The 25,664-nt window shown below is 73.4% G+C and carries 17 protein-coding genes and 1 pseudogene; 11 read left to right on the top strand and 7 right to left on the bottom strand.

The features are described from left to right. Positions 1 to 129: 129 nt before the first annotated feature. Both AB0M03_RS00365 and AB0M03_RS00370 read left to right on the top strand, forming a co-directional pair. A complete protein-coding gene (locus AB0M03_RS00365) occupies positions 130 to 1,413 on the top strand; it encodes a YibE/F family protein (protein WP_363486719.1) in 1,284 nt (427 codons plus the stop codon). A 1,090-nt stretch (positions 1,414 to 2,503) separates the two neighbouring features. Then, the gene (locus tag AB0M03_RS00370) at positions 2,504 to 4,567 is read left to right on the top strand and encodes a S53 family peptidase (protein ID WP_363486721.1); all 2,064 of its coding nucleotides are present in this window, start codon (positions 2,504 to 2,506) and stop codon (positions 4,565 to 4,567) included. A 198-nt stretch (positions 4,568 to 4,765) separates the two neighbouring features. Here AB0M03_RS00370 and AB0M03_RS00375 read toward each other — a convergent pair whose 3' ends face one another. Next, complete coding sequence (locus tag AB0M03_RS00375) at positions 4,766 to 4,921, bottom strand: hypothetical protein (protein WP_363487405.1); 156 nt, start codon at positions 4,919 to 4,921, stop codon at positions 4,766 to 4,768. Between AB0M03_RS00375 and AB0M03_RS00380 the strand changes: the two are divergent. From AB0M03_RS00380 to AB0M03_RS00400, 5 genes and pseudogenes are all read left to right on the top strand, one after another. After that, positions 4,865 to 5,216: pseudogene (locus AB0M03_RS00380) on the top strand (GNAT family N-acetyltransferase); the annotation flags it as partial. The gene AB0M03_RS00375 and the pseudogene AB0M03_RS00380 overlap by 57 nt on opposite strands. A gap of 619 nt (positions 5,217 to 5,835) precedes the next feature. Further along, complete coding sequence (locus AB0M03_RS00385; protein WP_363486724.1) at positions 5,836 to 6,489, top strand: PAS domain-containing protein; 654 nt, start codon at positions 5,836 to 5,838, stop codon at positions 6,487 to 6,489. After that, entirely contained in the window at positions 6,486 to 7,619 is a 1,134-nt protein-coding gene (locus AB0M03_RS00390) for an aminotransferase class I/II-fold pyridoxal phosphate-dependent enzyme (protein WP_363486726.1), read from the top strand. Before AB0M03_RS00385 ends, AB0M03_RS00390 begins: the two co-directional genes overlap by 4 nt. After that, the gene (locus AB0M03_RS00395; protein WP_363486728.1) at positions 7,616 to 8,068 is read left to right on the top strand and encodes a hydrolase; all 453 of its coding nucleotides are present in this window, start codon (positions 7,616 to 7,618) and stop codon (positions 8,066 to 8,068) included. The genes AB0M03_RS00390 and AB0M03_RS00395 overlap by 4 nt, the downstream gene beginning before the upstream one ends. 138 nt (positions 8,069 to 8,206) lie before the next feature. After that, the gene (locus AB0M03_RS00400) at positions 8,207 to 9,484 is read left to right on the top strand and encodes an aminotransferase class I/II-fold pyridoxal phosphate-dependent enzyme (RefSeq protein ID WP_363486730.1); all 1,278 of its coding nucleotides are present in this window, start codon (positions 8,207 to 8,209) and stop codon (positions 9,482 to 9,484) included. Positions 9,485 to 9,526: 42 nt separating this feature from the next. Here the strand turns inward: AB0M03_RS00400 and AB0M03_RS00405 are convergent, their stop codons facing one another. Continuing rightward, entirely contained in the window at positions 9,527 to 10,861 is a 1,335-nt protein-coding gene (locus AB0M03_RS00405) for a chloride channel protein (RefSeq protein ID WP_363486732.1), read from the bottom strand. A gap of 174 nt (positions 10,862 to 11,035) precedes the next feature. Continuing rightward, the gene (locus AB0M03_RS00410) at positions 11,036 to 12,469 is read right to left on the bottom strand and encodes a DUF2252 domain-containing protein (protein ID WP_363486734.1); all 1,434 of its coding nucleotides are present in this window, start codon (positions 12,467 to 12,469) and stop codon (positions 11,036 to 11,038) included. Positions 12,470 to 12,671: 202 nt separating this feature from the next. Here AB0M03_RS00410 and AB0M03_RS00415 point away from each other — a divergent pair, with 202 nt between their 5' ends. After that, positions 12,672 to 14,171 carry a hypothetical protein gene (locus AB0M03_RS00415; RefSeq protein WP_363486736.1) on the top strand — a complete coding sequence of 500 codons (1,500 nt, stop codon included), beginning with the start codon at positions 12,672 to 12,674 and terminating at the stop codon, positions 14,169 to 14,171. A 102-nt stretch (positions 14,172 to 14,273) separates the two neighbouring features. Continuing rightward, positions 14,274 to 15,668: an MFS transporter gene (locus AB0M03_RS00420; RefSeq protein WP_363486738.1), complete on the top strand. Its 1,395-nt coding sequence runs from the start codon at positions 14,274 to 14,276 to the stop codon at positions 15,666 to 15,668. 18 nt (positions 15,669 to 15,686) lie between these two features. On the opposite strand, the gene AB0M03_RS00425 is transcribed toward AB0M03_RS00420, so the two are convergent. Next, positions 15,687 to 16,640: a DUF389 domain-containing protein gene (locus tag AB0M03_RS00425; protein ID WP_363486740.1), complete on the bottom strand. Its 954-nt coding sequence runs from the start codon at positions 16,638 to 16,640 to the stop codon at positions 15,687 to 15,689. 167 nt (positions 16,641 to 16,807) lie between these two features. Here AB0M03_RS00425 and AB0M03_RS00430 point away from each other — a divergent pair, with 167 nt between their 5' ends. Beyond that, complete coding sequence (locus AB0M03_RS00430) at positions 16,808 to 18,622, top strand: glycoside hydrolase family 15 protein (RefSeq protein WP_363486742.1); 1,815 nt, start codon at positions 16,808 to 16,810, stop codon at positions 18,620 to 18,622. Between the two features lie 77 nt (positions 18,623 to 18,699). On the opposite strand, the gene AB0M03_RS00435 is transcribed toward AB0M03_RS00430, so the two are convergent. Then, positions 18,700 to 20,457: a cation:proton antiporter gene (locus AB0M03_RS00435; protein WP_363486744.1), complete on the bottom strand. Its 1,758-nt coding sequence runs from the start codon at positions 20,455 to 20,457 to the stop codon at positions 18,700 to 18,702. A gap of 312 nt (positions 20,458 to 20,769) precedes the next feature. Here AB0M03_RS00435 and AB0M03_RS00440 point away from each other — a divergent pair, with 312 nt between their 5' ends. After that, positions 20,770 to 23,688, top strand: coding sequence for a hypothetical protein (locus tag AB0M03_RS00440; protein ID WP_363486746.1), 2,919 nt, complete (start codon positions 20,770 to 20,772; stop codon positions 23,686 to 23,688). A gap of 70 nt (positions 23,689 to 23,758) precedes the next feature. On the opposite strand, the gene AB0M03_RS00445 is transcribed toward AB0M03_RS00440, so the two are convergent. Both AB0M03_RS00445 and AB0M03_RS00450 read right to left on the bottom strand, forming a co-directional pair. Then, the gene (locus tag AB0M03_RS00445; RefSeq protein WP_363486748.1) at positions 23,759 to 24,085 is read right to left on the bottom strand and encodes a hypothetical protein; all 327 of its coding nucleotides are present in this window, start codon (positions 24,083 to 24,085) and stop codon (positions 23,759 to 23,761) included. 39 nt (positions 24,086 to 24,124) lie between these two features. Continuing rightward, positions 24,125 to 25,630: a CYTH and CHAD domain-containing protein gene (locus AB0M03_RS00450; RefSeq protein WP_363486750.1), complete on the bottom strand. Its 1,506-nt coding sequence runs from the start codon at positions 25,628 to 25,630 to the stop codon at positions 24,125 to 24,127. Between the last annotated feature and the right edge of the window lie 34 nt (positions 25,631 to 25,664).

A 25,664-nucleotide genomic window follows, 5' to 3' on the forward strand; every position in this document is an offset into this window, starting at 1 on the left:
GCCCCCGAAGAGTTCGGCGCGCCCACCCCGCCGCGCCTGCGGGTCCGCGAGCCGCAGGGCCCCGATGATCGGACGTGGCAGAGGACGGGCCCGACGGTGGGTGTCCGGTCAGCCGGGAGGAGCCGCAGCATGGACGACGGAAAGCCGGGTGACGCCGATCCGCACCACGAGCCGGCCACGGGCGCCGTACACGCCCACACCCACACCCACGGCCCCGCGACGCCGGTCTCGGCGCACCTGCGCAGGGTCATCGCCGCCGTGCTGGTCCCGTTCGGCGTCGCGGTCGTGGTCGGGCTCATCGTGCTGTGGCCCGGAGGGGTGCCCGCGCACGAGCGCACCGGCGTCGGCTTCGACCAGCAGACGCGGCAAGGCAAGGTCACCCAGGTGATGGAGGTGCCCTGCTCCGACCTCAACCCCCAGGACACCGGGACCTGCCGGCAGACCACCGTCGAGGTGACCACCGGCCCGGACAAGGGCCGCACCTTCACCGTGACCGTCCACCCCGGCGAGCTGCGCCGCTACAGCAAGGGGGAGGGGGTCATCCTCACCTACTCGCCCGACGCGCCGCAGGCAGACCAGTACACGGTCGTCGACGTCGATCGCGACACGCCGATCGCGCTGCTGGCGGGGCTCTTCGCCCTGGCCGTCCTGCTGGTCGGGCGCTGGCGGGGCCTGACGGCCCTCATCGCCCTGGCGATCAGCTTCGCGGTGCTGTCCCTGTTCATCCTGCCGGCCATCCTGCACGGCTCCGATCCGCTGCTGGTCGCGGTGGTCGGTTCCAGCGCCATCATGCTGATCGCGCTGTACCTGTGCCACGGGCTGTCCGCACGCACCTCTGTCGCCGTGCTCGGCACGCTGGTCTCGCTGGTGCTGATCGGCGTGCTCGGCTCGGTGTTCACCAACTGGGCCCACCTGACCGGCAACACCTCCGAGGAGACCGGCCTGATCCACGATCTCTACCCGAACATCGAGATCCGTGGTCTGCTGCTGGCCGGGTTCATCATCGGTTCACTGGGCGTGCTGGACGACGTGACGGTCACCCAGACGTCGGCGGTGTGGGAGCTGAAACAGGCCGACCCCACGATGAGCGCCCGCCGTCTGTACAGCGCGGGCGTACGCATCGGCCGCGACCACATCGCCTCCACGGTGAACACCCTGGTGCTGGCCTACGCCGGCGCGGCCCTGCCACTGCTGCTGCTCTTCTCCATCGCCCACCGGGACTTCGTGTCCGTGGCGACCAGCGAGCTCGTCTCCGAAGAGATCGCCCGGACCCTCGTCGGCAGCATCGGCCTGGTCGCCTCGGTGCCGGTCACCACCGTGCTCGCCGCGCTGATCGCCGCGGCAGACCACCCCGGCTCGGCGCCGAAGACGGCTACGCGACTCATCGGACGCGGCCGACGGCACGGCCGGTAGCCTCACGCGCCATCGAGGCGGGTTGCTATGGGAAATGACTGCCAAGCGAAGCCTGTCGGGGCCCGCCAGGAGGCCCCTGATGGGGCTCAGGAGCCTCTCGGCTACGTCCCGCCGGACGAGTACGAGCAGGCGCACTGGGAGCAGCAGGCGTAAGCCCCGCAGACTGACCACACGATCGCGGACTCCACGAAAGTCAGGGCGGCTCAATCGGTCCGTCTGGCCGATCGCGCCGTCGGCCACCAGGTGCAGCACCAGGGCCCGCGGCGAAAACCTTGGCGGAGCTGCCCACCCAGAACCGTCCGTCCGTCGGCGGCTTGGCGGTCTCGCCCGGCTTGTGCACCCGGGCGCTGCCGACCCACTCGCCCCGTTTGTCGTACACGCGGATCTGCACACCGGCGAACCCGGCATCGACGAGCTCCTGGACGGCCTTCTGCCGGCGTCGTCGGAGGTGTGCCTTGGGCCGCTCCTGGTCGCCACCCCGCCGCTCACGGCCTCCCTCGCCGGCCCGTGGACAACCACAGCCATCCGTGCGGCGGCCGTTCCGGCCCAGGGAATCGTTGCGGTGGTGCGGACCCGCGCTGGTCGACCTCGACACCCAACCGGCCGCCAGGAAACCCTGTCCCTGCACACCAGCTGGCACCTCAATCGCCTGTTCCCGGTGTACGCACCGAACGGCTTCGTACGACACGCCGTCGACGGCACAGCCGGGGTGTGACCCGGCTCATTCCGTGGCGAAGGCCGGCACGGGTGGCACGAGCCGCCTTTCCGGCAGGGTGCTCAATCGCTCTTCGGGGCCGAGGGGATATGACGGAAGGCCACTTGTCCTGTTGGCTTTTCGGGCTGACGACTTGTATCGCCTCGGAGGGGCCGATCCGGTGCCGGGCCGGTCGTCCACCCTCCGTTTCCCCTGCAAGTAGTCATGTCCCGGTAAAGCTTCACCGCCCGCCCTTGAGATCCCCGCGATCATCGGAATAGTTAGCTAACGGCAGTTAACTCCCAGGCCGGACCGAGGACTTCCCTCCGGCTCACGCTGCCGTGCCTTCGCCGAGCGCATTCTCGGCATTCCGTCAATTCCGAAGTGGGGACAGACGTGCCCATAGCACGCAACCGGATCTCCAGGATCGCCGTACCGGCCACCGCCGCACTGATCCTGGGGACCCTCGGGGCGGCCGCCCCGGCCGGCGCTGCCACGCCGACCGGCGAGCAGACCGCCAAGCCGCTCCCCGGCACCCATCCGGGGTGGGCCACCGCGCAGGCCGATGCCGGAGCCGTGCCCGACTCCACCCCGGCCTCCGCCAGGATCTACCTGGCCGGCCAGGACCAGGCAGGCCTCGCCGCTCTGGCCAAGGCGGTCTCCGACCCGAACTCGCCGGCCTACGGGGCGTTCCTCCCCGACGCCCAGGCCAAGGCCCGGTTCGGCGCCACCGCCGCCCAGGTCAAGGCGGTCACCGACTGGGTGACCGGCGCCGGCCTGAAGGTCGACGCCACCACGGCTCATTACGTGCAGGTCTCCGGTAGCACCGGCGCCCTCGCCAAGGCCTTCGGCACCGGCTTCCGCACCTACCGCACCGAGGACGGCCTGCACCGGGCCGCCGCGAAGGACGCCGTCGTCCCGGCCTCGGCGGCCGGCGCGGTACTCGCGGTCAGCGGCCTCAGCGACACCCTGCACAAGAACACCTCGCACGCCGTCTCCGTCCGCGAGGCCGAGGCCCGCGCCCGGTCCGGTGCCGCCGCCCGGCTGGCCGGCCCGGACAAGAAGGCGCCGGCCACCCTGCCGACCGTGCCGACCTGCTCCGAGGACGGCTACGGCTCGAAGACCGCCAAGGGCGCACCGGACGGTTACGAGAAGAACGAACCCTTCGCCCCCTGCTCCTACGTTCCGAGCCAGCTGCGAAAGGCGTACGGCGTGACCGACGCCAAGGTGTCCGGCAAGGGCGCCCGGATCGCGATCATCGACGCCTACGGCCTCGCCACCATGGAACAGGACGCCAACCACTTCTCCACCCTGCACGGCGACAAGCCGTTCGCCGCCGGGCAGTACCGCGAGTTCGTCACCCCGGAGAAGTGGACCCACCAGGACGAGTGCGGCGGCGCGGACGGCTGGGCCGGGGAGGAGGCGCTCGACGTCGAGATGGCACACGGCCTCGCGCCGGACGCCCAGGTGGTCTACGTCGGCGGCAACTCCTGCTACGACCAGGACCTCTACGACGCCATGGCCAAGGTGGTCGACGAGCACCTGGCCGACGTGGTCTCGAACTCCTGGGGCGAGATCATGCACGGCACCGGCGGGGACCTCGACCCCGCGGTGATCGCCGCCGACAACCAGATCTTCCAGCTCGGCGCGGTCACCGGCATCGGCTTCACCTTCTCCTCCGGCGACTGCGGCGACAGCTCGCCGGGCGCGGCGGCCACCGGCGTCAACTGCCAGACCGACACCACCCAGGCGCAGACCGACTGGCCGTCCTCCTCCCCGTGGGTCACCTCCGTCGGCGGCACGGCGCTCGAACTCGCCGACAAGGCCGGCCACTACGGCCGCGAGGTGTCGATGGGCGACCAACGCTCCGTCCTGTCCGACGACCAGAAGTCCTGGACGCCGTTCCCCGGCAAGTTCTACTTCGGCGGTGGCGGCGGCGTCTCCAAGGACTTCGCCCAGCCCTGGTACCAGCAGGGCGTCGTGCCGGACCGGATCGCCAGGACCGCGGCCGACGGCACCAAGTCCGACACCCCGCTGCGCGCCACCCCGGACGTCGCGATGAGCGGCGACCTGGTCGCCGCCACCCTGGTCGGCTACACCGACGGCGGCACCTACAGCGAGGGCGGCTACGGCGGCACCTCGGTCTCCGCCCCGGAGTACGCCGCCATGCTCGCCGACGCCGTGCAGGCCCGCGGCGGCCGTGCGATCGGCTTCGCCAACCCGGCGATCTACGACCGGGCCGGTAGCGGCGCCTTCCACGACGTCAACGACTCCGCCGTCCACAACAAGTTCGGCAACGTGGTCGACCTCGGCCTGGTCGGCGGCGCCCTGAGGGTCCGCCTGTACAAGATCGCGGCCGACTACGGCCTGTCCGCGGCCAAGGGCTACGACACCGCGACCGGCGTCGGCGCCCCCGGCAAGGACTTCTTCGACTCCTTCCGCCCGCCGCACCACCGGTGACCGCAGGCCGGGACGGCTCGGCCGAGCCGTCCCGGCCCCCCCGGGGCGGCGTGGTGCAGAGGACGTCCGGTTCAGTCATCAAGGTGCCGAAAAGTGCCTGGCGATGACTTCCATTGAGAAAACCTCCGTGGTGGGTCGTCAGCGTTGTGGCAGTGGCTGGTACGTGCCGGCCGGCGGTGCCGACGAGGCCTGAGTGCCTCAGGAGGTGCTGCTCTCGGCCGACGGCAGGTCACGGTAGGGGGTCCGCGGCTTCTGCACGGCCTTGACCTCCAGGACCCCGGGCGCAGGCGCAGCGGTGGCGAGGTGGTCGGCACCACGGCTCTCCACTCCCGCGGGCCGGCCCATCCTCCGCATCCCAGGCACCTGGCCGACCGCTACCCCTGCGGCCGGACCGCACAGCTTCTCCGCGTCTACGTCAGACCCGGCCACCGCCGCCAGGGGCTGGCCCACCACATGGTCCGACTGGCATGCGGGGTTCGCCGCCCGCGAGGGCGGATACGACGGCATCTGCCTGCACACCAACGTGGACATCCCGGGCGCCGAACCGTTCTGGCGCAGTCTCGCCGAGGAGGTCCATGACGCCCGGCCCGGTGGCGAGCACGGGCCAGGCGTCTCCACGGTCCACTTCGGGATCCCCATGCCGCACTGATCGGCGTCTGCCTGGTATGTGACGGCAGGTCCGCGCGGTGGCGGCGGCGCTCAGCCGGCGCCTTCGATCCCGTCGCATCGCGGTTCGCCGAGCCCTGGCGAGCCATGCGCGGAGCTGGCACGACTGTCCAATGCACGGTCGTGCTGGACGTCCCTTCCCGGGAAGGGCAACCGTGCAGATGGGTAGCGGCGGGGCACAAGGACGGACGCACCCACAGCGGGATGTTCATCCCGGAGCAGCCGGCCGGTTTACCGGAGGGGGCGAAAGCGAGGGCGGCTGTGCTGCCCGGTGCGGTTCCGGCGAGGACTTGGGCGGGGGTGTGGGCCTTGAGGACGAGTCGGGACCGGCCGATGGCCGCGGCACCGGCGACGGAGAGGGGCATTGGCGGGCCGAAGGTCGGCATCAGGATCATCGCGGTGCCACCGGCCGCCGAGTTGTGGACGGAGATCTGCCGGCGGACGGTGACCGCCATGGACGGGACGAGACCCACGAGCATGGCGACGACCGGGGCGGAGGCGTCACGCGGTGCGCCGGTCGCGTGGAGAAGGGCGAGGCCGGCGACTGCGGAGAGCGGGCTTGCCTTGGACTCTTAGTCCAAGGTGGACGTATAGTCCAGAGTATGGAGACTGCCGAAGCGAGCACGGATCTTCGGGTCCGGATGTGGGCGCCCGTGGGCCAGGCCGTCGCGCTGCTGCTCGGTCCGTATGCCGAGGTGGTGCTGCACGACCCGGACACCGACCGGATCCTGGCGATCTGGAATCCGATGGGCTCCCGCGGTCCAGGAGACCCTTCGCTGCTGGGCGAGCTGGACACGCTGGACCCGTCGGCGCGGGATGTGTTCGGACCGTACGAGAAGGTGCTCGCGGACGGCCGGCGGCTGTCGTCGGTGAGCGCCGTCCTGCGCGATCCGGACGGGAAGGCCGCCGCGGTGTTGTGCGTCAATCTCGACCGCACGCCGCTGGAGCATGCCGCAGCCGTGCTGTCCGCGTTCGGCGCCCCGACGACGTCCCGGCCGGAGCCGCTGTTCGAGCAGGATTGGAACGAGCGCGTCCAGCACATCGTCGGCGCGTACGTGCGCGAGTGCGGCCGCCCCCTCGAGCGGCTGACCCGCGCCGACCGCCTGGCCGTCCTCGCCAGGCTGGAGGAGGCCAAGGTCTTCGCCGTGCGCCGCGCCACCCCCGTCGTCGCCTCCGCCCTGCGCGTCTCCCGCTCCACCCTCTACGGCCTGCTGGCCGAACTTCGCACTCCCAGCACGAAGGACCACACGTCATGACCCGCCTGCCCGACTTTCGCCTGGAAACCTACTTCTCCCGCTGGGAGTTCACCGCGCGCCACCACCTGACCGCCTCCGATGTGCAGACCATGACGCTCGGCGAACTGCTCGCCCTGGCCGAGGACCAGGACCGCGCCGCGTTCGAGAACCTGCCGCTGGGCTACACCCGGACCTACGGCGACCCGGCCCTGCGCGAGGCGATCGCCGGAATGTACGAGCGGGCGGACGCCGGCGACGTGATCTGCTTCGCCGGCGCCGAGGAGGCCCTCTACCTGGCGATGAACGTGTTGCTGGGCGCAGGCGACCACGCCGTGGTGGTGACCCCGAACTACCAGGCGGCCGAGACCGTGCCGCTCGCCCTGTGCGAGGTCACCGGCGTCGCCCTGGACCCCGACCGGGACTGGGCCTTGGACCTCGACGCGATCCGAGCGGCGATCCGCCCGAACACCCGGGTCGTGTCGGTGAACTTCCCGAACAATCCCACCGGCAAGGTCATCGGCGCCGCCGACTTCACCGAACTGGTGCGGCTGTGCGACGAGCGCGGCATCCACCTGTTCAGCGACGAGGTCTACCGCGGCCTGGAACGCGATCCGGCCCGCACCCTCCCGCAAGCCGCCGACCTGTCCGAGCGTGCCCTGTCGCTGAACGTCACCTCCAAGTCGCTGGGCCTGCCGGGCCTGCGGATCGGCTGGATCACCTGCCGCGACCGCGCGCTGCTGTCCCGCCTGGAGCGGGCCAAGCACTACACCACCATCTGCAACTCCGCCCCCAGCGAGGTCCTGGCCCGCATCGCGATCAAGGCCCGTACCGCGATCCTGGGCCGCAACCGCGGCATCATCGCCGCCAACCTCCCGCTCTTCGACGCCTTCTTCGCCGAGCACCCCGACCTCTTCGAGTGGCAGGCCCCCGACGGCGGCTGCGTCGCCTACCCCCGCTACCTCGGCCCCGAGGGAGTGGAGGAGTTCTGCACCCGCCTGGTAGAGGAGGCCGGCGTCCTGCTGCTCCCCGCCAGCATCTACCGCTCCGAACTCACCCCCACCCCCGCCGACCGCTTCCGCATCGGCGTCGGCCGCCGCGACCCCGAGCCCGCCCTGCGGGCCTTCGGCGACTGGCTGCGAGCCCGCCGGTGAACGCCCCCGACGCACGGCCGGCGACCGGCCCCGACACCCTGCTCTCCCGGCTCCCGCCCGCTCTCCTCGCGGTGCCGTACGTCGGCGCACGGCACCCGCTGTCCCGGGCGGTCGCCGAGCGGCCCGGCCCGGAGCACGGCGCCAACTGCCAGCTCTACGCCTACGCCGTGCTCGCCCACTTCGGCCTGCGGGCACCGGCACTGCGCTCCAGCGACCTCTGGGAGGACACCGGGAGCACCCTCCGGGTGGCCGAACCGGCCCCGCTGGACCTGCTGCTCTTCAACGCCGGACCCGACCCGTACGGCGCGCACGTCGGCGTGTACGCCGGTGAGGGCGCCGTGCTCCACCTCTGCGCGGAGGTGGGCCGCCCGGCCGTCTGGAGCCTCGCCGAATTCGCAGCCCGGGAGCGGTACCGGGTGCTGATCGGGGCCAAGCGGGTCACCGCCTGACGCTCCACCAGTACGCGGACCCCGGGCCGCCGCGCTGGTCACGGCCCATCCGCCCGGCCGGCGGCCCCGGGCGCGTTGGTAGATTGGGCGGCGCAGCAGTCCCCGGTCCAACCGCAGCCACCCCCGGAGGGGAACCCCGTGTCACAGCCGTCCACGTCACCGTCGGTCGGGCCGGAGCAGGCGGCGGAGCTCGCCGCCGCCCGCGCCGCCTACGAGGAGCTCCGCGCCAGCGGCCTCAAGCTCGACCTCACCCGGGGCAAGCCCTCGTCCGAGCAGCTGGACCTCTCGGACGAGCTCCTGACGATCCTGCAGCCGGGCGACGTCAAGGCGGCGGACGGCACCGACTGCCGCAACTACGGCGGCCTGCACGGCCTCACCGAACTCCGTGCGGTCTTCGCCGAGCTGCTGCAGGTCCCGGCCGAGCAGCTGTTCGCCTGCGGCAACGCCAGCCTCACCGTGATGCACGACATGGTCGCGCACGCGATGCTCTCGGTGCTGCCGGGCGCCAAGCAGCGCTGGGCGGACGAGGACGAGATCCGCTTCCTGTGCCCGGTGCCCGGCTACGACCGGCACTTCACGATCTGCGACCGCTTCGGCATCACCATGGTGCCCGTCCCGCTGACCGGCGAGGGCCCCGACATGGACGTCGTCGAGGAGCTCGTCGCCGCCGACCCGCGGATCAAGGGCATGTGGTGCGTGCCCAAGTACAGCAACCCGACCGGCGAGAGCTACAGCGACGAGACGGTGCGCCGCCTCGCCGCCATGCCCACGGCCGCGCCGGACTTCCGCCTGTTCTGGGACAACGCGTACGCCGTGCACCACCTCACCGCCGAGCCCACCGAGGTCCTGCCGATCCTGGCCGCCTGCGCCGACGCCGGCCACCCGGACCGCGCCTTCGTCTTCGGCTCCACCTCCAAGATCACCGCGGCCGGCGCCGGTGTGGCCTTCTTCGGCTCCTCGCCCGCCAACACGGCCTGGTACGCGGGCCTCGCCGCCGCGCAGACCATCGGCCCGGACAAGCTGAACCAGCTGCGCCACGCGCGCTTCTTCAAGGACGCGGCCGCGGTCGAGACCCACATGGAGCGCCACCGGGCGCTGCTGGAGCCGCGTTTCGCCGCGGTGTACGAGGTGCTGGAGCGCGAGCTCGGCGGCATCGCCACCTGGACGCGTCCGAGCGGCGGCTACTTCGTCAGCCTGGAGGTCCCGGAGGGCTGCGCGTCCGAGGTCGTGCGGCTGGCCAAGGAGGCCGGCATCGCGCTGACCCCGGCGGGCGCCGCCTTCCCCGGCGGCCGTGACCCGCGGGACAGCCAGATCCGGCTCGCCCCGTCCTTCCCGTCGGTCGACGAGGTCCGCGCGGCCATGGAGGGCGTGGCCGTCTGCGTCCGCCTCGCCGCCGCCGAGCGCGCCGCAGCCTGACACGAGGCGATCACCCGTAGGGGCACGTGGGGCCGCACGCCCCTACGGGTGACCCGCCGTTGATGCGGCGGGCGGGCGGGCCAGTCGCAGTGTGCAGACGTACGAGACGACCACGGCGACGATCACCAGCGGCATGACGGTGAGGCCGTCGCCGCCGAGCAGCAGGCTGGCCAGCAGTACCGAGGTCATCGGCAGCTTCAGCATGGCCACCGACATGGCTCCCAGCCCCATGGCGAATCCGGCGGTGGTGTCCAGGCCGGGCAGGTGGGAGAGGGCGAGCCCGCCGGCCGCCCCGACGAAGATGGCGGGGAAGACCGGGCCGCCGCGGAAGGCGCTCAGCGAGGCGATGTAGGCGAGCGACTTGCAGAGCACCAGCACCACCAGGGCGCCGGCGGTGTAGTCCGCGCTGTCGGCCAGCAGCGGGCCGAGGGCGTCCTGCCCGGAGAAGAGCAGCCCGGTGATCGGCTTGTCGGTGATCACCGCGTAGATCAGGGCGAACACGCCCACGGCGAGGCCCATCAGCACGGTGAGCGGCAGCCGGTGCCGTTCCACGTGCTGCTGCAGGTTGAGCGAGGAGCGGCGGATCGCCTCGCCGAGCAGGGCCGCGGCCACGCCGGCCACGATCGCCCAGCCGAACTCGGCGAGGGTGGGCCGGTCGGCGGCCGGTACCTGGTGCAGGGTCAGCGAGTAGGTGCCCAGGCCCGTCCAGGAGCCGAGACCGGTGAAGATCAGCGAGCCGATGCCCGCCGCGAGCAGGCCGGGCACCAGCACCACGCCCATCATCGGCCCGCCCAGCCCGGACGCCTCCATCAGCAGGAAGGCGCCGACCAGCGGTGAGCCCAGCAGTTCGCTGATGGCCGCGAAGCTGCCGGCCGCGGCGACCACGTTGACGGTGCTGGGCGGGGCGTCCCGTTTCAGCAGCTTGATCGTACCGACCGCGAGCCCGCCGCCGAGCGCGATCAGCGGCGCCTCCGGGCCGAGCACGACGCCCAGGCTGAGCGAGGCGAGCGCGGCGAGGGCGACACCCGGCACCGACGCGACCGTGGGCGCGCCGCCGGTCTTCAGGCCCTCGGCCGGCTTGTGGCCGCCCTCGCCGGGCAGGTACCGGATCGTCAGGGCGACCAGCACACCGGAGACCGCGAGCGGCGGGATCGCCCACCAGTCGGGCGTCCCGTCGAAGCCGAGTCCCTTCGGAAGGTCCTCGAAGACCAGCGACTGCAGTTCGGAGACCAGCGCGAGGAAGCCGAACGCCGCGGCGGAGATCGGTACGCCCAGCGCTGCCGAGAGCACCAGCACCGAGATGTAGCCGCGGCTGCGGACGATCGCAATGGGGTCCTGCGGGGCCGTGGCGGGCCCGGCGGCCGGTTCGCCCGGCATACGCATCGTCTCCTCGGCGTCTGGACCGGGCGAAGAGCCCGCGGTCCCCGGTCACGTGATACCACGCGGCCGCCGCCCGGCCGCGGCTGCTGCCGCCGGTCGGCGCCGCGCATCCGGCACGGTCGTCCGCACGGCTCACGCCCGGTTGCCGGCACGGGCCGTGGCACGGTCGGCTCAGTCGGCCTTGGCGACCGGGTCCGCCGCCGGCAGCCGGCCGGCCCGGACGGCCGCCACCAGTGCCTCGTGGTCCCGCTCGTTCTGGTCGGCGTACGCCTCCGCGAACTGCGCCAGCGCCCGGTCGAAGACGTCCTTGCCGCCGAGGTAGGAGGAGATCGCGATCCGGTCCCCGGAGCGGGCGTGGGCGCGGGCCAGGGTGAAGCCGCAGAGCTGGCCGAAGGCCCGCATGCCGGGCGGTTCCATCGCCTCGGTGACCGCGATGCCCTTCCAGTCGCGCAACTGGCGGACGTAGAAGTCGCGGCGCTTGCCGTCGATCCCGTCCACCCGCTCCCAGCCGAGGAAGATGTCGCTGGCCGCCTGCATCAGCCGCTGGCCGGACACCACCCGCTCACCCTGGTTGCGGTACCGGCTGGCGCCGACGTGGGCCGCCAGCACCGAGGTGTCGGCCTCCTTGGCCTGCAGGAACAGCGGGTCGCGCCCGTCCCGGCCGAGCAGCAGGAAGATCCAGCAGCGGGTGCCGACACTGCCGACGCCGACGACCTTGCGCGCCACGTCGACCAGCCGGAAGTCCGTCAGCAGGTGCCGCCGGTCGCTGGGGAGGGTGCGGCCGTAGCGTTCGACGAGGCCATGGAAGAGCGTCATCAGCGCCGTCCGTTCGACGGCGGGCAGCAGCTCGGAGATCGGCACCAGCAGCGGCGCGTCCGGGGCGATCCGGGGGCTGCCGTCGACCGTCTCGGTGAGCTTGTCGAAGACCTGCAGGCTGTCCCGGGTCCGGGCCTTCGCCATCGCCTGCGCGAGGCCGCGCTGCCCGCGCTTGGGCGCCCGCTCGGCGGCCAGTGCCTGCAGCATCTCGGAGTCCATCCGCAGGTACCAGACGTCCAGGTTCCGCATCTGCGCGAACCGGGCCATCGACTCGCGGTACTGACGGACCGTGGCCTGCACGATGTCCGCTCGCTCCCGGTCGTCGAAACCGTTCGCCCGGCCGGCGATCACCAGGCTCGCCGAGAGCCGCTTGACGTCCCACTCCCAGGGCCCGGGCAGGGTCTCGTCGAAGTCGTTGATGTCGAACAGCAGCTGCCGCTCCGGCGAGGCCAGCAACCGGAAGTTCAGCATGTGGGCGTCGCCGCAGAGTTGGGCGCGGATGCCGGAGTCCGGGCTGCCGGCCAGGTCGGAGGCCATGATGGCGGCGGCGCCGCGGTAGAAGCGGAACGGGGACTCGGTCATCCGGCTGTAGCGGATCGGCACCAGCTCCTGCACCCGCTTCGCCGACTGGGCCTCCAGGATGCCCAGCGGGTCGGGCCGCTTCGGGCCCGGCCGGAACTCGGCGTGGCTGGAGCGGGGTGCCGTGCGCCGGGCCGCCCGGCCGCGTGCCGCGCGCTCCTCGGGCGTGGCGTGGTGAGCCGGCGTCCCCGTGCGCTGGTCCTGGGCCATCGGTCGTCCTCCTGCCTGGCGGAGCGCCGCACCCGCGCGTCGTCGGCGGTGCGCGCAGCCGTCCTCCGATCATCGCGGCCGGGGGCGGTTCCGTCCTGCCGAGCGGGCCGCGGCACCACCCGTACGCCCATCCCCGGTGGTGGGGGCGCCGGGCCGCGCATCTCCTGGTAGGGCGAACTGCCCCCGACCCGAGGAGAGCCCGATGACATCGAGCGACTCCGAGCCCGGCCCCGGCGAACCCCGGCCCGGCCGGCCCGACCAGGGCCCGCCGCCGGAACCCGCGCCCCCGGGCGGGCAGCCGACGGTGCCCGGGACGCCCGCGCCGCAGCCCCCGCCCGCCACGCCGCCCCCGTCGTCCGGGACGCCCGGCCCTTCGAGCGGGGAATCGGAGGAGGTCGCCCGGCTGCACGCCCGGATCGCCGCCCTGGAGGCCACCCACCCCCCGGCGAAGAAGGAGCACCACCGCTGGCGGACCTCCGGCGCCGTGGTGCTGATCGTGATCGCCTCGCTGCTGTCCATGATCTCCGTGCTGGCGGTCTGGACGGCCGACTTCGTCGGCAACACCGACCGGTACGTCTCCACCGTCGCGCCGCTGGCCACCGACCCCGACGTCCAGGCGGCGGTCACCAACCGGGTCACCCAGGTCGTACTGGAACAGATCGACGTGGACGCCCTGGTGAAGGAGCTCTCCGACGCGGCCGCCCAGCAGGGCGTGCCGGAGAACGCGGCGAAGCTGATCGGCGATCTCAAGGGGCCCATCAAGAGCGGCCTGACCCAGTTGGTCAGTTCGGCCGTCGACAAGGTGGTCACCAGCCAGGCGTTCGACACCATCTGGGTCGACGCCAACCGGCTCGTCCACTCCACCCTCAACAAGGCGTTGACCGGCGAGGGCGGCGGCGCGGTCAAGCTGGAGAACAACCAGGTCGCCATCGACATCGGGCCGATCGTCGCCAAGGTCAAGGACGAGCTGGTCAAGGCCGGCTTCGGCCCGGCCGCCAGGATTCCCGACGTGCACACCAACTTCGTGGTCTTCGCGTCCAAGGACATCGGGAAGATCAAGACGTACTTCCGGCTGCTCGAGATCATGGGCGTGTGGCTGCCGATCGTCGCCGTGCTGATCGCCGCCGGCGGTGTCTTCCTGGCCGTCAACCGGCGCCGGGCGCTGATCGGCGCCGCGGTCGGCGTGTTCCTCGGCATGCTGCTGCTCGGCGTCTCCCTCACCGTCTTCCGGGAGATCTACCTGGACCGGCTGCCACCGGGCGCCAACCAGGCCGCGGCCGCCACGATCTACGACACGTTGGTCCGGTTCATGCGGGCGAGCATCCGAGCGATCGGCACGGTCGCCGTGGTCACCGCCGTCGGCGCCTTCCTGATCGGCCCGTCCAGGCCGGCCGTGGCCGTGCGCACCGCCTGCCGGCGGATCATCGGGTCGCTGCGCGACGCGCTGTACTCGCTGGGCATGAAGCTCGGCCCGGTGGGCCCCTTCGTGCACCGCTGGAAGCGGTGGATCGGCGTGGCGATCCTGCTGATCGCCGCGATCGTGCTGGCGACCTGGTCCTACCCGACCTGGGCCGTGGTGCTGTGGATCACCTTCTTCGTGGCGCTGGGCTTCGCCATCCGCGAGTTCCTCGACACGGGAGCGGAGGGCGACCGGGCGCCACCCCCCTCGGCCGTGGGCGGGCCGCCACCGGCCCACGCCTGACCGAGCCGGGGCCGGGGCCCGACCGCCCCGCCCCGGCCCCTGCACGCGGGAGAGACCCTCCGCGCTCGGGAGAGACTCTCTGCGCTCGAGAGAGGACGGGCCATGGCCGGAGCGGACACCCTCGAACCGCGGACGGCGGCCCCGGGCCGGGTGCTGGCACCGCTCGCGCTGGCGCAGTTCATCTGCAGCTTCGCCGGCTCCAACATGAACGTGATGATCAACGACATCAGCCAGGACCTGGGCACCACCGTGCAGGGCGTGCAGGTGGCCATCACGGTGTTCCTCCTGGTGATGGCCGCGCTGATGATCCCCGGCGGCAAGGCCACCGACCGCTTCGGCCGCAAGCGCTGCTTCCTGGTCGGGCTCGCGGTGTACGCGGCGGGCGCCGTCCTCAGCGCGGTGTCGCCGGGGCTGGGGGTGCTGATCCTCGGCAACTCGATCCTCGAGGGCGTCGGCACGGCCCTGCTGATCCCGCCGGTCTACATCCTCACCACCCTGCTGTTCACCGACCTGACCTCCCGGGCCCGGGCCTTCGGGGCGATCATGGCGGCCGGCGGGATCGGCGCGGCGGCGGGCCCGCTGATCGGCGGCCTGATCACCTCGGCGATCAGCCGGCGGGCGGCCTTCGTGTTCCAGGCCCTGGTGATCGTGGTGATCATCGTGCTGAGCCGCTCGATCGCGGACCCGCTGCCGCCGGACCCGGCGCGGCACTTCGACGTCCGCGGGGCCGTGCTCTCGGCCGCCGGCCTCGTCATGGTGGTCATGGGCATCCTGGCCGCCGACGACAACCTGTGGCTGATGGCCGCGCTGCTGGTGGCCGGTGTGCTGGTGCTGGCGTGGTTCCTGCACTGGGTGCGCGCCGAGGAGCGGGCCGGGGTGGAACCGCTGCTCTCCACCGCCCTGTTCCGCAACCGCACCTCCGACCTCGGCCTGGTCACCCAGAACGCCCAGTGGCTGCTGCTGATGGGCTCCTCGTTCACCGTGGCGGCGTTCCTGCAGGTCGTCCGCGGCTACGACGCCATCCAGACCGGTGTGATCTTCACGGCGGCCACCCTCGGCCTGCTGGCCTCCTCGCTCGCCGCCGAACGACTGGCGAAGCGGCGCCCGCAGCGCACCCTGATCATCGCCGGGTTCGTGCTGACCATCGCCGGGATCGGCGTCCTGATCGGACTGGTCGCGGGCTCGCCCGGCGCCTGGGCCTTCGCCCCCGGCCTGCTGCTGATCGGCCTGGGCCTCGGCGTGATGCTCACCCCCTCGGTCAACGTCGTCCAGTCGGCCTTCCCCGAGGAGCGCCAGGGCGAGATCTCCGGCCTGTCCCGCAGCATCTCCAACCTCGGCTCCTCCTTCGGCACGGCCGTCGCCGGCACCATCCTGGTCGCCGGCCTGAGCAAGAACGCGTACGCGGCCGCCATGGCCGCCCTCGCCGCGGCCGGCCTGATCGGTCTCGGCGCCGCCGTCCTGCTGCCCCGCACCGGCAAGCCGGACGGGCGGTCCTGAAGGGGCCGCGGACCGGCCTCAGCCGCCGGCCCGGGCGCCGCGGCGACGGCCGATGCGGCGCCAGACGGCGCGCTGGAAGCGGAGCGTGGCGGTGCCGACCGCGATCAGTACGACCACGTTCAGCAGCAGCTGGAAGAACGAGCCGCGGGCCTTGTCCCAGGACTCGAAGGCTGCGGAGACGCTGACGTCGGCGGCCGCCGGAATGGTCGTCACCGAGATGAACACCCCCAGCAGGGCACTCGTCCGGGCCTCGGTGAGCGAGACGATCCCGACCACGCCCGCCAGGCAGGCGACCACGACCGAGAAGAAGTCCGGGGTGCCGATCAGGTGGGAGACCGGCCGCAGGCCCGCCCGGTACGCCGGGGACTCCAGGCCGAAGCCGCGGATCAGCAGGGCGAACAGGAAGGTTGCGGCGATCGCGGCGAGGAAGCCCCCGGTCAGGGCGGTGAGCCCGCGCCGGACGGCCGCCCGGTCACCGCGGTCGAGGCCCAGCGCCACACCGACGATCGCCCCGTACTCGGGGCCGACCACCATGGCGCCGACGATGAGGATCTGCGAGTTGGTGACGATCCCGACGGCGCCGATCAGACCCGCCACGACCAGGTAGAGGTAGAAGCTCGGCGCGAACGCCGTCTGGGCCCGGATGCGGGCCTCGACCTCCTCCCAGACCGGGGCATGGGCGCGCGGGCCGAGGCGGCGGGCGCCGTCCTGTGCGGCCCGACCGAGGAAGGCCAGGTCCACCGGCTCCACGACCACCGAGCCGCGGGTGTCCAACTCCAGCTCCCGCAGCCCGCGCAGGACCTCGTTGGCGCCGCCGGCCAGCACGTCGCACTCCAGCGCGTCCCCGTCCGGGTGGCGTGCCGACCCCGGCAGCAGGACCAGGTTGAGCACGCACGGATCGCCGGTGAGCAGCGCCACGACCTCGTCGGTCAGCTCCGGCGGGCTCACCGCGCGGACGTGCACCATGTCCATCCGGCACCTCCCGCACTCCGGGCGCTCCGCCCGCGGGCCCGGCGGCCACCTCCAGTAACACCGCGGGCCGCGGGTGCGGCAATCCGGGCCGCTCCGGGTGCAGCAGGCGCGGGCGGGCCGTTGGCCCGATAGTGGACCGAGCGGGGGACCTCCGAGAGGGGATGTTCATGGACCGCTACCCGCCGATCGCCGAACACGGCCTCGTGGGCGACCTCCAGACCGCCGCCATGGTGTCCTCGCAGGGCGTCGTCGACTGGTTCGCCGCACCGCGCTTCGACTCGCCGAGCGTGTTCGCGGCGCTGCTCGACCACGACCGCGGCGGATACTTCCGGCTCTCGCCAGTCCACGAGGAGGGCACCTGCCGGCAGCTGTACTACCCGGACAGCGCCGTCCTGGTCACCCGCTTCATGTCGCCGGACGGCGTCGGCGAGGTGGTCGACTACATGGTGCCCCGGCCGGGTGCCGCGAGCCCCCGGCACACCCTGGTGCGGACGGTGCGGTGCGTACGCGGCAGCGTCCGGTTCACCCTCGAGTGCCGGCCCCGCTTCGACTACGGGCGGGCCGCCCACGAACTCGACCTGCGGCCCGAAGCGGCCGTGTTCCGCGCGCCCGGCACCACCGCCCACCTGATGACCACCTTCCCGGTGGAACGCGACGGCCGGGACGTGGTCGGCGAGGTCACGCTCGCCCTGGGCGACGGCGCCGTCGCGGCGTTCACCGTCGGCGGTGCCGACGACCCGGCCCCCGCGCCGGTCTCCGTCGAGGGCGCCACCGAGGAGCTCTGGCAGGTCGTCGACTACTGGCAGGACTGGGTCCGCAACTCCCGCTACCGCGGCCGCTGGCCGGACATGGTGAACCGGGCCGCCATCACCCTCAAGCTGCTCACCTACGCCCCGACCGGCGCACCGGTCGCCGCGGCCACCATGGGCCTGCCGGAGCAGATCGGCGGCGAGCGCAACTGGGACTACCGCTACACCTGGGTGCGCGACGGCTCCCTCTCCGTGCGGGCCCTGGTCGACCTGGGCTTCGTCGAGGAGGCCGGTGCCTTCACCCGCTGGCTCGGCGCCCGGCTCCGCGACGGGGTCGACTCGGGGGGCGAGGCCCTGCAGATCATGTACAAGGTCGACGGGGAGCCCCTGCTGACCGAGGAGATCCTCGGGCACCTGGAGGGCTACCGCGGCTCGGCGCCGGTGCGGCTCGGCAACGCCGCCGCCGACCAGCTGCAGCTCGACATCTACGGCGAGGCGTTCTACGCCCTCTCCGAGGGGCGCGAGGTGGAGCTGCAGTCCGCCTACCAGGGCTGGAAGACCGTCGCCAAGGCGCTGGACTGGCTCGCGGACTCCTGGGACCGTCCGGACGAGGGCATCTGGGAGACCCGCGGCGGGCGCAAGGACTTCACCTACAGCCGGCTGATGTGCTGGGCGGCCTTCGACCGCGGCCTGGAGATGGCCACCCGGTTCAGCCGGCCCGCCGACATCCCCCGCTGGCGGACGGCCCGCGACGCCATCCTGGAGCAGGTGGTCGAGCGCGGCTGGAGCGAGAAGCAGCAGGCCTACGTCCAGCACTACGAGGAGGACGTCCTCGACGCCTCGCTGCTGCTGATCCCCCGGGTGGGCTTCCTCGCACCGAAGGACCCGGCCTGGCTGTCCACCCTGGACGCCATGGACCGCACCCTGGTCTCCGACAGCCTGGTCTACCGCTACGACCCGGCCGCCTCCCCGGACGGCCTGCGCGGCTCCGAGGGCACCTTCAGCCTCTGCACCTTCCTGTACGTGGACGCACTGGCCCGCGCCGGCCGGCTGCGGCAGGCCCGCTACACCTTCGAGAAGATGCTCACCTACGCCAACCACGTGGGCCTGTTCGCCGAGGAGATCGGCCCCACCGGCGAGCAACTGGGCAACTTCCCGCAGGCCTTCACCCATCTCTCCCTCATCATGGCGGCCACCACCCTCGACAACGCCCTCGACCGGCTGCGGAGCTGACGGGGCAACCACTCGGGGCGCGGAGAACCGCGCAGTTCTCCCCCCAGCCTTCGGCCGGGAGGTGCCCCCACGCGCCCCTACGGGGTGCCCACGGGACCGAGGAGGACGGCCGTGTCGCCGGCTGCCGCTTGCGGGGCGCGGTCCTCGGTGACGGGGACGAGGCGGCCGTCCGGGCGGACCAGGAACAGCACCTGGTGGCCGGGCGGGCCGCTGCCGGCCGAGTGCGTGCTGATCCTCGCCCCGGCCGCGTAGCGCCGTACCAGTTCGGGGCGGGTCAGGCCGCCGCCGAAGAGCACTTCGCCGCCGGTGAACGGTGCCACCACGCCCCGGCTCCCGGTGGCCGGGCCCAGCCGGTAGACCGCCCCCTCCAGCGTCTCGTGCAGCGTCACCGAGGCCAGCGCGTTGAAGTCGTCCTCCTCGGTGAGCAGCAGCACTCCGGTGATGCCCTCCAGTTCGGCCCCTGCGCCGGTGGCCGCCGCCAGCAGCTCGCCCGGCGCGAGCTCCAGCCCGGCGGCCGTGATCCGGGCGCGTTCGGCATCGGCGCCCGCCCACATCAGCACGTCCAGGCCGAGCGAGTGCAGGGCCCGGCCGAGGTCCACCGCGAACGCGTCCCCGCCGACCAGCAGCGGCCGCGAGCGGGCGGGCCGCAGCACGCCGAGCCGTCGGGCGACCGGGAAGGCCGTCAGGCCGTACAGGGCCACGGTGGCGACGATGACCAGGAAGGTCGCGGGCAGCAGCCGTTCCGCGCCGTCGACGCCCTCGGCGACCAGGGCGGCGGCGAAGGTGGAGGCGGTGGCCGCGGCGACGATGCCGCGCGGCGCCATCCAGCCGACGAACGCCCGCTCCGCGCGGGACAGGTCGGTGCCGAGCGTGGCCAGCAGCGTCACCAGCGGCCGGACGACCAGGACGAGCGCACCGACCAGGCCGATCGTGGGCAGCACCATGCGCTGCAGCGACGCGGGGGTGACGGTGGCCGAGATGGACACGAACAGCAGTCCGATGACCAGCGAGACCAGGGTGTCCAGGAAGGGGCGGCGGGCCGGCAGGTCCAGCCCCGGCAGGTTGGCCATCGCCATCCCCATGACCACCGCCGAGATCAGGCCGGTGTCGTCGCGCAGTGAGTCGCAGGCCGCCGCCACCCCGATCACGGCGGCGAGCTGCGCCGTGGTGCCGAGCACCTCGGAGAGCCGCAGGCTGCGCAGCAGCACGAAGAGCAGCCCCGCGCCGATCGCGCCGCCCGCGCAGCCGACCCCCGCACTGATCCAGAACTGGCCGATCTGGCTCCGCAGTCCGTCCGCGTCGGCCGAGAGCACCCCGTGGAAGACGAAGGCGCCGAGGATGCCGCCGACCGGGTCGATCAGCGAACCCTCCCAGATCAGGATGCGCTGCAGCCGTTCCTTGGGGCGGACGAAGTGCAGCAGCGGCCCGACGACGGTCGGCCCGGAGACGACGAGGATCGCGCCGAGCATCACCGCCGACCGTTCGGACATGTCGAACAGTGGTACGGCAAGTGCCGACGCGGCCGCCCAGGTGATGAGGGTGCCCAGCCAGATCAGTCGGACGACCACCCGCCGGTCGTGCCCGCGGAGGCGTCGCAGGTCCAGTCCGAGGCCCGCCTCGTAGAGGATCACCGCGACCGCCAGCGACACCATCGGGGAGAACGCCGTGCCCAACAGCTTCTCGGGGTCGACGGTGTCGGTCAGCGCCCCGGCCGCGAACCCGACCGGGAGCAGGACGAGCAGGGCGGGGATGCGCAGGACGCCAGCCAGCAGCTGGGAGGCCGCGGCGAGGACCACGATCAGCCCCAGACCGGTCAGCACCTGCTCGGCCGTCACAGCGCCGCCTCCTCGGTCGGTCCACCGGCTGTCCCCGCGCCCGGCGGCACGGATCTGCCGCCGGGCGCGGGGCGGCCCGCGCCAGCCTCCCGCCGCGGCGGGCCGGGTGCAGGGTGCGGCTCGCGGTACTAGGCCGTCGGGGTGAGCGCCGTCCCTCCGACGGCGTACCCGCCGGGCGGCGCAGGGCGTCCTCCGTTTGCACCCGTCCGACCCGGTGTGCGCCGTCGTACCCGGGGTCTACACTCGCGGTCTGACGCCAGGTCAGGCCGGGCGCGGCGCGTGCACCGGCGGGGGGCGGCTACGGGGGTGCAGGTGGCTCAGGGCTCGGCGCGCGAGAGCGCCCGGATCGGTGGTGTGCGCACGACCGCCAAGTACGAGGTGGACGCGCTCGTCAAGGACCTCATCGACCAGTTCAGCGGCGCCCGGCTGCCGATGCCGGTCGTCGTGCTGTACGCCGAGGACGACGACCCGGAGCTCGACCGCGAGGTCGAGGGCGTGGTGCACGCCGTCCAGGAGGCCCAGGAGAGCGGCGGCCTGCCGTACCGGGTGGTCGCGGGCGCCGAGGGCGACGACCCGCACCGCAACGCCGTCGCGATCCTCGACGGCCTCTCCAAGGGCCCGTGGGCCCGCCGCGGACCGGCCTGGTACCGCGCCTACCCCAGCCCGCGTTCCCGGCTGGTCGCCGCGATCGAGGCCGCCGCCCGGCACGTCCTCACCGCCCCCGCGACCGCCGGCCGGCCGCTGGACGAGCAGGTCGAGGCCGTCCTCGCCCGGCTGCGCGACCTGCACTGGCGGCCCGAGCCGCGCACCGCTGGCGGCGAACTCCAGCGCGTCCTCTCGCCGGTGCTCAACTCCACCACCCTGATCGGCGCCTTCGTCCTCGCCGGGCTCACCAGCCTGCTCACCCAGGCGCAGTGGCAGCTCGTCGTCCTCGTCATGCTCGGCGCCCTGCTCGTCCTCGGCGTCACCGGGTGGGTGCGCCGCAACACCGCACCGCTGTCCTGGCTCGGCCGGGCCAGCCGCTGGTTCGCCACCACCACCTTCCTCGCCGCCTCCGGGCGGCAGGCCGCCGCCTGGTCGCTGTGGCGGCCCCGGATGTCCTGGGACGTCACCCAGGCCCGCGCCCGCGAGGTCACCGGCGAGATCCTCAAGGCCCAGCTGCCCGCCACCCCCGACGACGAGAAGGACCGCGCCCAGCAGTTCCACCTCCAACTGCGCACCCTCGCCCTGCTGGAGGACCTCCGCTGGGCCCACCGCTCCTGGGCGCCCGACCTGCGCGGCCGCAAGCGCCGCGTCCCGCCCGTGGTGTTCGTGCCCCGCGCCGACGCCGGCAACGGCGCCCTCCGGGTGCTCGGCGCCATCAGCGACGTCCGCAGCCGCCGCAGCGAACAGGACCCGCTGCTCGTCCTCGCCGGCGTCGCCCACGCCGACGTCGCCGCCTGGCTGGAGGACGCCGGGACGGCACCCGTCACCGTGCACGCCGTCGGTGCCCGCCGCCGCGGCCCCTACGAGAGCTGGGTCAGCGACCTGCGGGTGCGCCAGGCCCCCAGCCGCGGCCGCGCCCTCGCCTGGACGCTGCCGGTGCGCCTCACCCGCCTCCAGCTGAGCGCCGGCGAGACCACCCGGCTCGCCGCCGTGCCCGTCCGCCGCTCCTGGTGGTTCCTGTGGTCGCGCTGGACCCTGCTCGCCGTCCTGGTGCTCGCCGCCTGCGGCGGCGTGCTGCGCGCCCAGCAGCTCGGCGACCGCTACTGCGAGGCCCGGCTGCTCGGCTCCAACCCCGACGCCGTGTGGCGGCAGGACCCGGGCGGCACCCGCGAATGCATCGGCGTCGCCACCGGCGGCGTCTCCTTCGCCGGCGACGGCGGCGGCATCCGCCTCAGCGGCACCCTGCCCGGCACCGACACCGACCGCACCGGCGCCGCCGTCGGCCTGGAGACCGTCGAGGCCGCCATCCGCCGCGAGAACGCCCGCATCGACGCACTCCCCGACGTCCGCTACATCACCGTCGTCTACGCCGGCTCCCTCACCACCGCCGCCGGCCAGCAGCCCCGGGCCCTCAACAGCCTCAAGGAACTCACCGGCGTGCACCTCGCCCAGCTGCGCAACAACGCCGGCGACCCGCTGAAGATCAAGATCCTGGTGGCCAACGGCGGACAGGACATGTACTTCCAGACCGAGATGGTCCAGCGGATCGTCGACGCCGCCCGCCGCGACCGCTCGATCGTCGGCGTGGTCGGCCTCGGCCGCGACACCGCCGACAGCGACAGCTCCCTCACCCTCCTCCAGCAGGCCGGCCTCGCCGTCGTCAGCACCACCAACTCCGCCACCTACCTCGCCAAGGGCCACGTCAACTACTTCGGCCTCGCCGCCACCGACCAGGAGGAGGCCGCCGCCCTGCGCCTGATCGTCGACGGCCTCGCCCTGCCGGCCGCCGACAAGTACGCCGCCGTGCTCACCCGCACCCCCACCCGCGACGACCGCTACAGCCCCGAACAGGCCGAGTACGGCTCCGCCATGCTCAAGGACGCCGGCTTCCAACTCCTCGGCGGCCGCCCCCTCGAGTACGGCCTCACCAGCAACGGTGACCCCGACTTCGAGGCCGCCCTGCGCACCAGCTGCCACTCCGACCACCAGCCCTCGGTGCTCTACCTGGCCGGCCGGGCCGACGACGTCAACCAGCTGATGCGGCGCCTCGCCGCCGACGCCGGCTGCAGCCGCCCGCTCACCGTCCTCACCGGTGACGATCTGACGAAGGCCCAGTTCCGCACCGGCGCCACCTGGATGGCACCCCAGGCCACCCTCTACTACACCGCCCTCACCGACCCGGCCGTCACCGCCCGCGCCTCCGACCTCGCCGAGGTCGCCGCCGCCGAACTGCGGCTCGTACCCCGCGGCGACAACCCCTACGAGGACGACGTCTTCTCCGACGGCGCCCTCGCCCTCGCCTACGACGCCACCGCAGCCCTCCAGGCCGGCGCCGCCAAGGCGGGTGCCTCGCAACTGGGCGGGATCGGCTCGGTGATGGCCGGCCTGCGGGCCGTCGAGATGAAGAACCGGGCCACCGGCACCGTCGACTTCCGCGACACCCGCCCCCTGGCGACCGGACCGCAGCCCGGCCACGGCCTCCACATCATCCGCGTACGCCGCGCCGCCGAAGGAGCCCTCCTGATCGAACGCATCTGCGGCCGCCCCGCCGGCGACCCCCGCCCCCTGACCACCTGCACCCCCTGAAACCTGAAGGGGTGCGACCGGCGGGCCATGAATCAGGTGCCCCTGCGCCCCTGATGGCTCGCCCATCCGTTCAGATCGGGTGGCCGGCGGTGCGGAGGCCTTCGCGGACGGCCAGGGCTGCGGCGGCGGCGCCTGCGTAGGCGTCGGGGCGGGCGTCGTTCGCCGCGGCGATCCGGGCGGCCCGCTGTTCGGCGGCCTCCGCGACCGCGCGGGCCTCCTCGTCGGTCAGCCGGGCGCCGTCCAGGCAGGCGGCCCGCCGTTCACGGAGGGCTTCGGCCCGTTCCCGGGCCTGCGCCAGCTCCACTTCGGCCTCGGTGACCCGGTCGGTGAAGTAGTTCGTCACGGCATCGCGCACCGGCGGACCGTACGGTGCGGACGGCTCCTCTAGCTCGGCCATGGCAGCACGCTAACCGCCGGTGCCGGATACGGCGTCATCTCAGCCCTTCGCCTTCTTCCGCGCCTTTGCGGCCGCCGCCATCTGCTGCTCCTCCCCGGCTCGCTGCGCCGCGTACAGCAGGCCGTACCCGAAGGCGTCCTCGTCGTGGTGCCGTGCCTCGTCGGCGGTGTCGAGGATCGCGGGTTCGGCGACGACGCCGTCCTGGTGGGCGCCGAGCGGCTTCTGGATGCGCTTCATGTTCTTGCGCAGCCGTTCGGCGGGCTTTCCGGCGACCGGTGCGGCGCTCTCGGAGGTGTAGCGGGCCCGTTTGGCCGCCTTGCGGGCGCGGTGCAGGGCGGCGTCGCGGTCGGGGCCCGGCGGCAGGTCGAGGGCGGTGCCGAGGCGGCGCACCGTCCGGCGGCGCTGCTTCTTCAGGACACGCCGGGCCTCCGCCTTGCCCTTTTTGGCCCGGCGGGTGAGCGGGGGATCGGCGGCGAGCCCGTCGAGGGCGTCCAGCAGGGCGAAGTAGCGGCGGCTGTCCATGACCTCCAGCGCGGCGCGGTGCGCGCGGCGGTAGCGGCGGCCGAACCGGGCGGTGATCCGGGCGGACACCTCGGCGGGGCGTCCCGGGGCGGGCAGTTCGGCGGCCTGCTCGCCGAGGAGTTCGCCGAGCACCTCGGCGTCCCTGGCCCGGCCGAGCACCTTGCCGAACCACCGGAGTTCCCTGTCCAGCGGGTCGGTGATGCCGCGGTCCAGCAGTTTGCGGTGAGAGGCGAGGGCGCTGCGGATGCGGCGCACGGTGACCCGCAGCTGGTGCACCGAGTCCGGCCGGTCGTGGCGGACGGCCGGGTCGAGGGCGCGGACGGCCGCCACCTGCTCGCGCAGGTAGGCGGTGAGGGCGGCGCCGACCGAGCCGGCGGGCCGCTCGGACTGCTGCTGCCCGTCGGGGAGGCGGTCGCCGAGCACCCGGCCGAGCTTGGAGCTCGCCGCGGACCGGCGCAGCCCCTGGGCCCGTAGCTGCTCCTCGACCTCGTCCAGCAGCTCGGGCCGGCCGTCGGCCAGCTCGACCTCGGTCTCCTCCCAGACGGTGACCGCCGCGCGCCGGGCCGAGGGTTCGGCGGACGGTTCCTCGGCGGACACCCGGTCGCGGACCACCTCGGCGAGGGTCCGCCGCTCGGCGTCGACCAGCAGGGTGATCGCCCGTTCGGTGCGCAGCCGGGCCACCGGGGCGAGCGGTTCGCCGCGGGCCGCGCCGCGGGTCAGCCGGACGAGTTCCTTCGGCGGCCGCCGCTTGCGGCCGGCGTCCAGGGGCAGCCGGGTCTCGACGCGGATGCCGTTCGAGCCGGGTGTCTTGAGGTGCCAGCCGGCGTCGGTTCCGCCGCGGCGTCGGCGCAGGGTGATGCCGCTGCGCAGCAGGCGCAGGTCCGGGGTGTCGAAGTAGACGGCGTCCAGCTTCTCGGTGCCGCCCGGGACGGTCTGCGCCACCTGCGGCAGCCCGTCGGCGGACAGCGGGCGCTCGAGGGCGCCGTCGTACTTGCGCTCGTTCTCCTCGTGCACGGTCGTCATATCGACCGTCTGTCCGCTTCGCGCCCGCTCCAAG

The sequence above is a fragment of the Kitasatospora sp. NPDC051914 genome (assembly GCF_040680995.1).
GTDB lineage: Bacteria > Actinomycetota > Actinomycetes > Streptomycetales > Streptomycetaceae > Kitasatospora.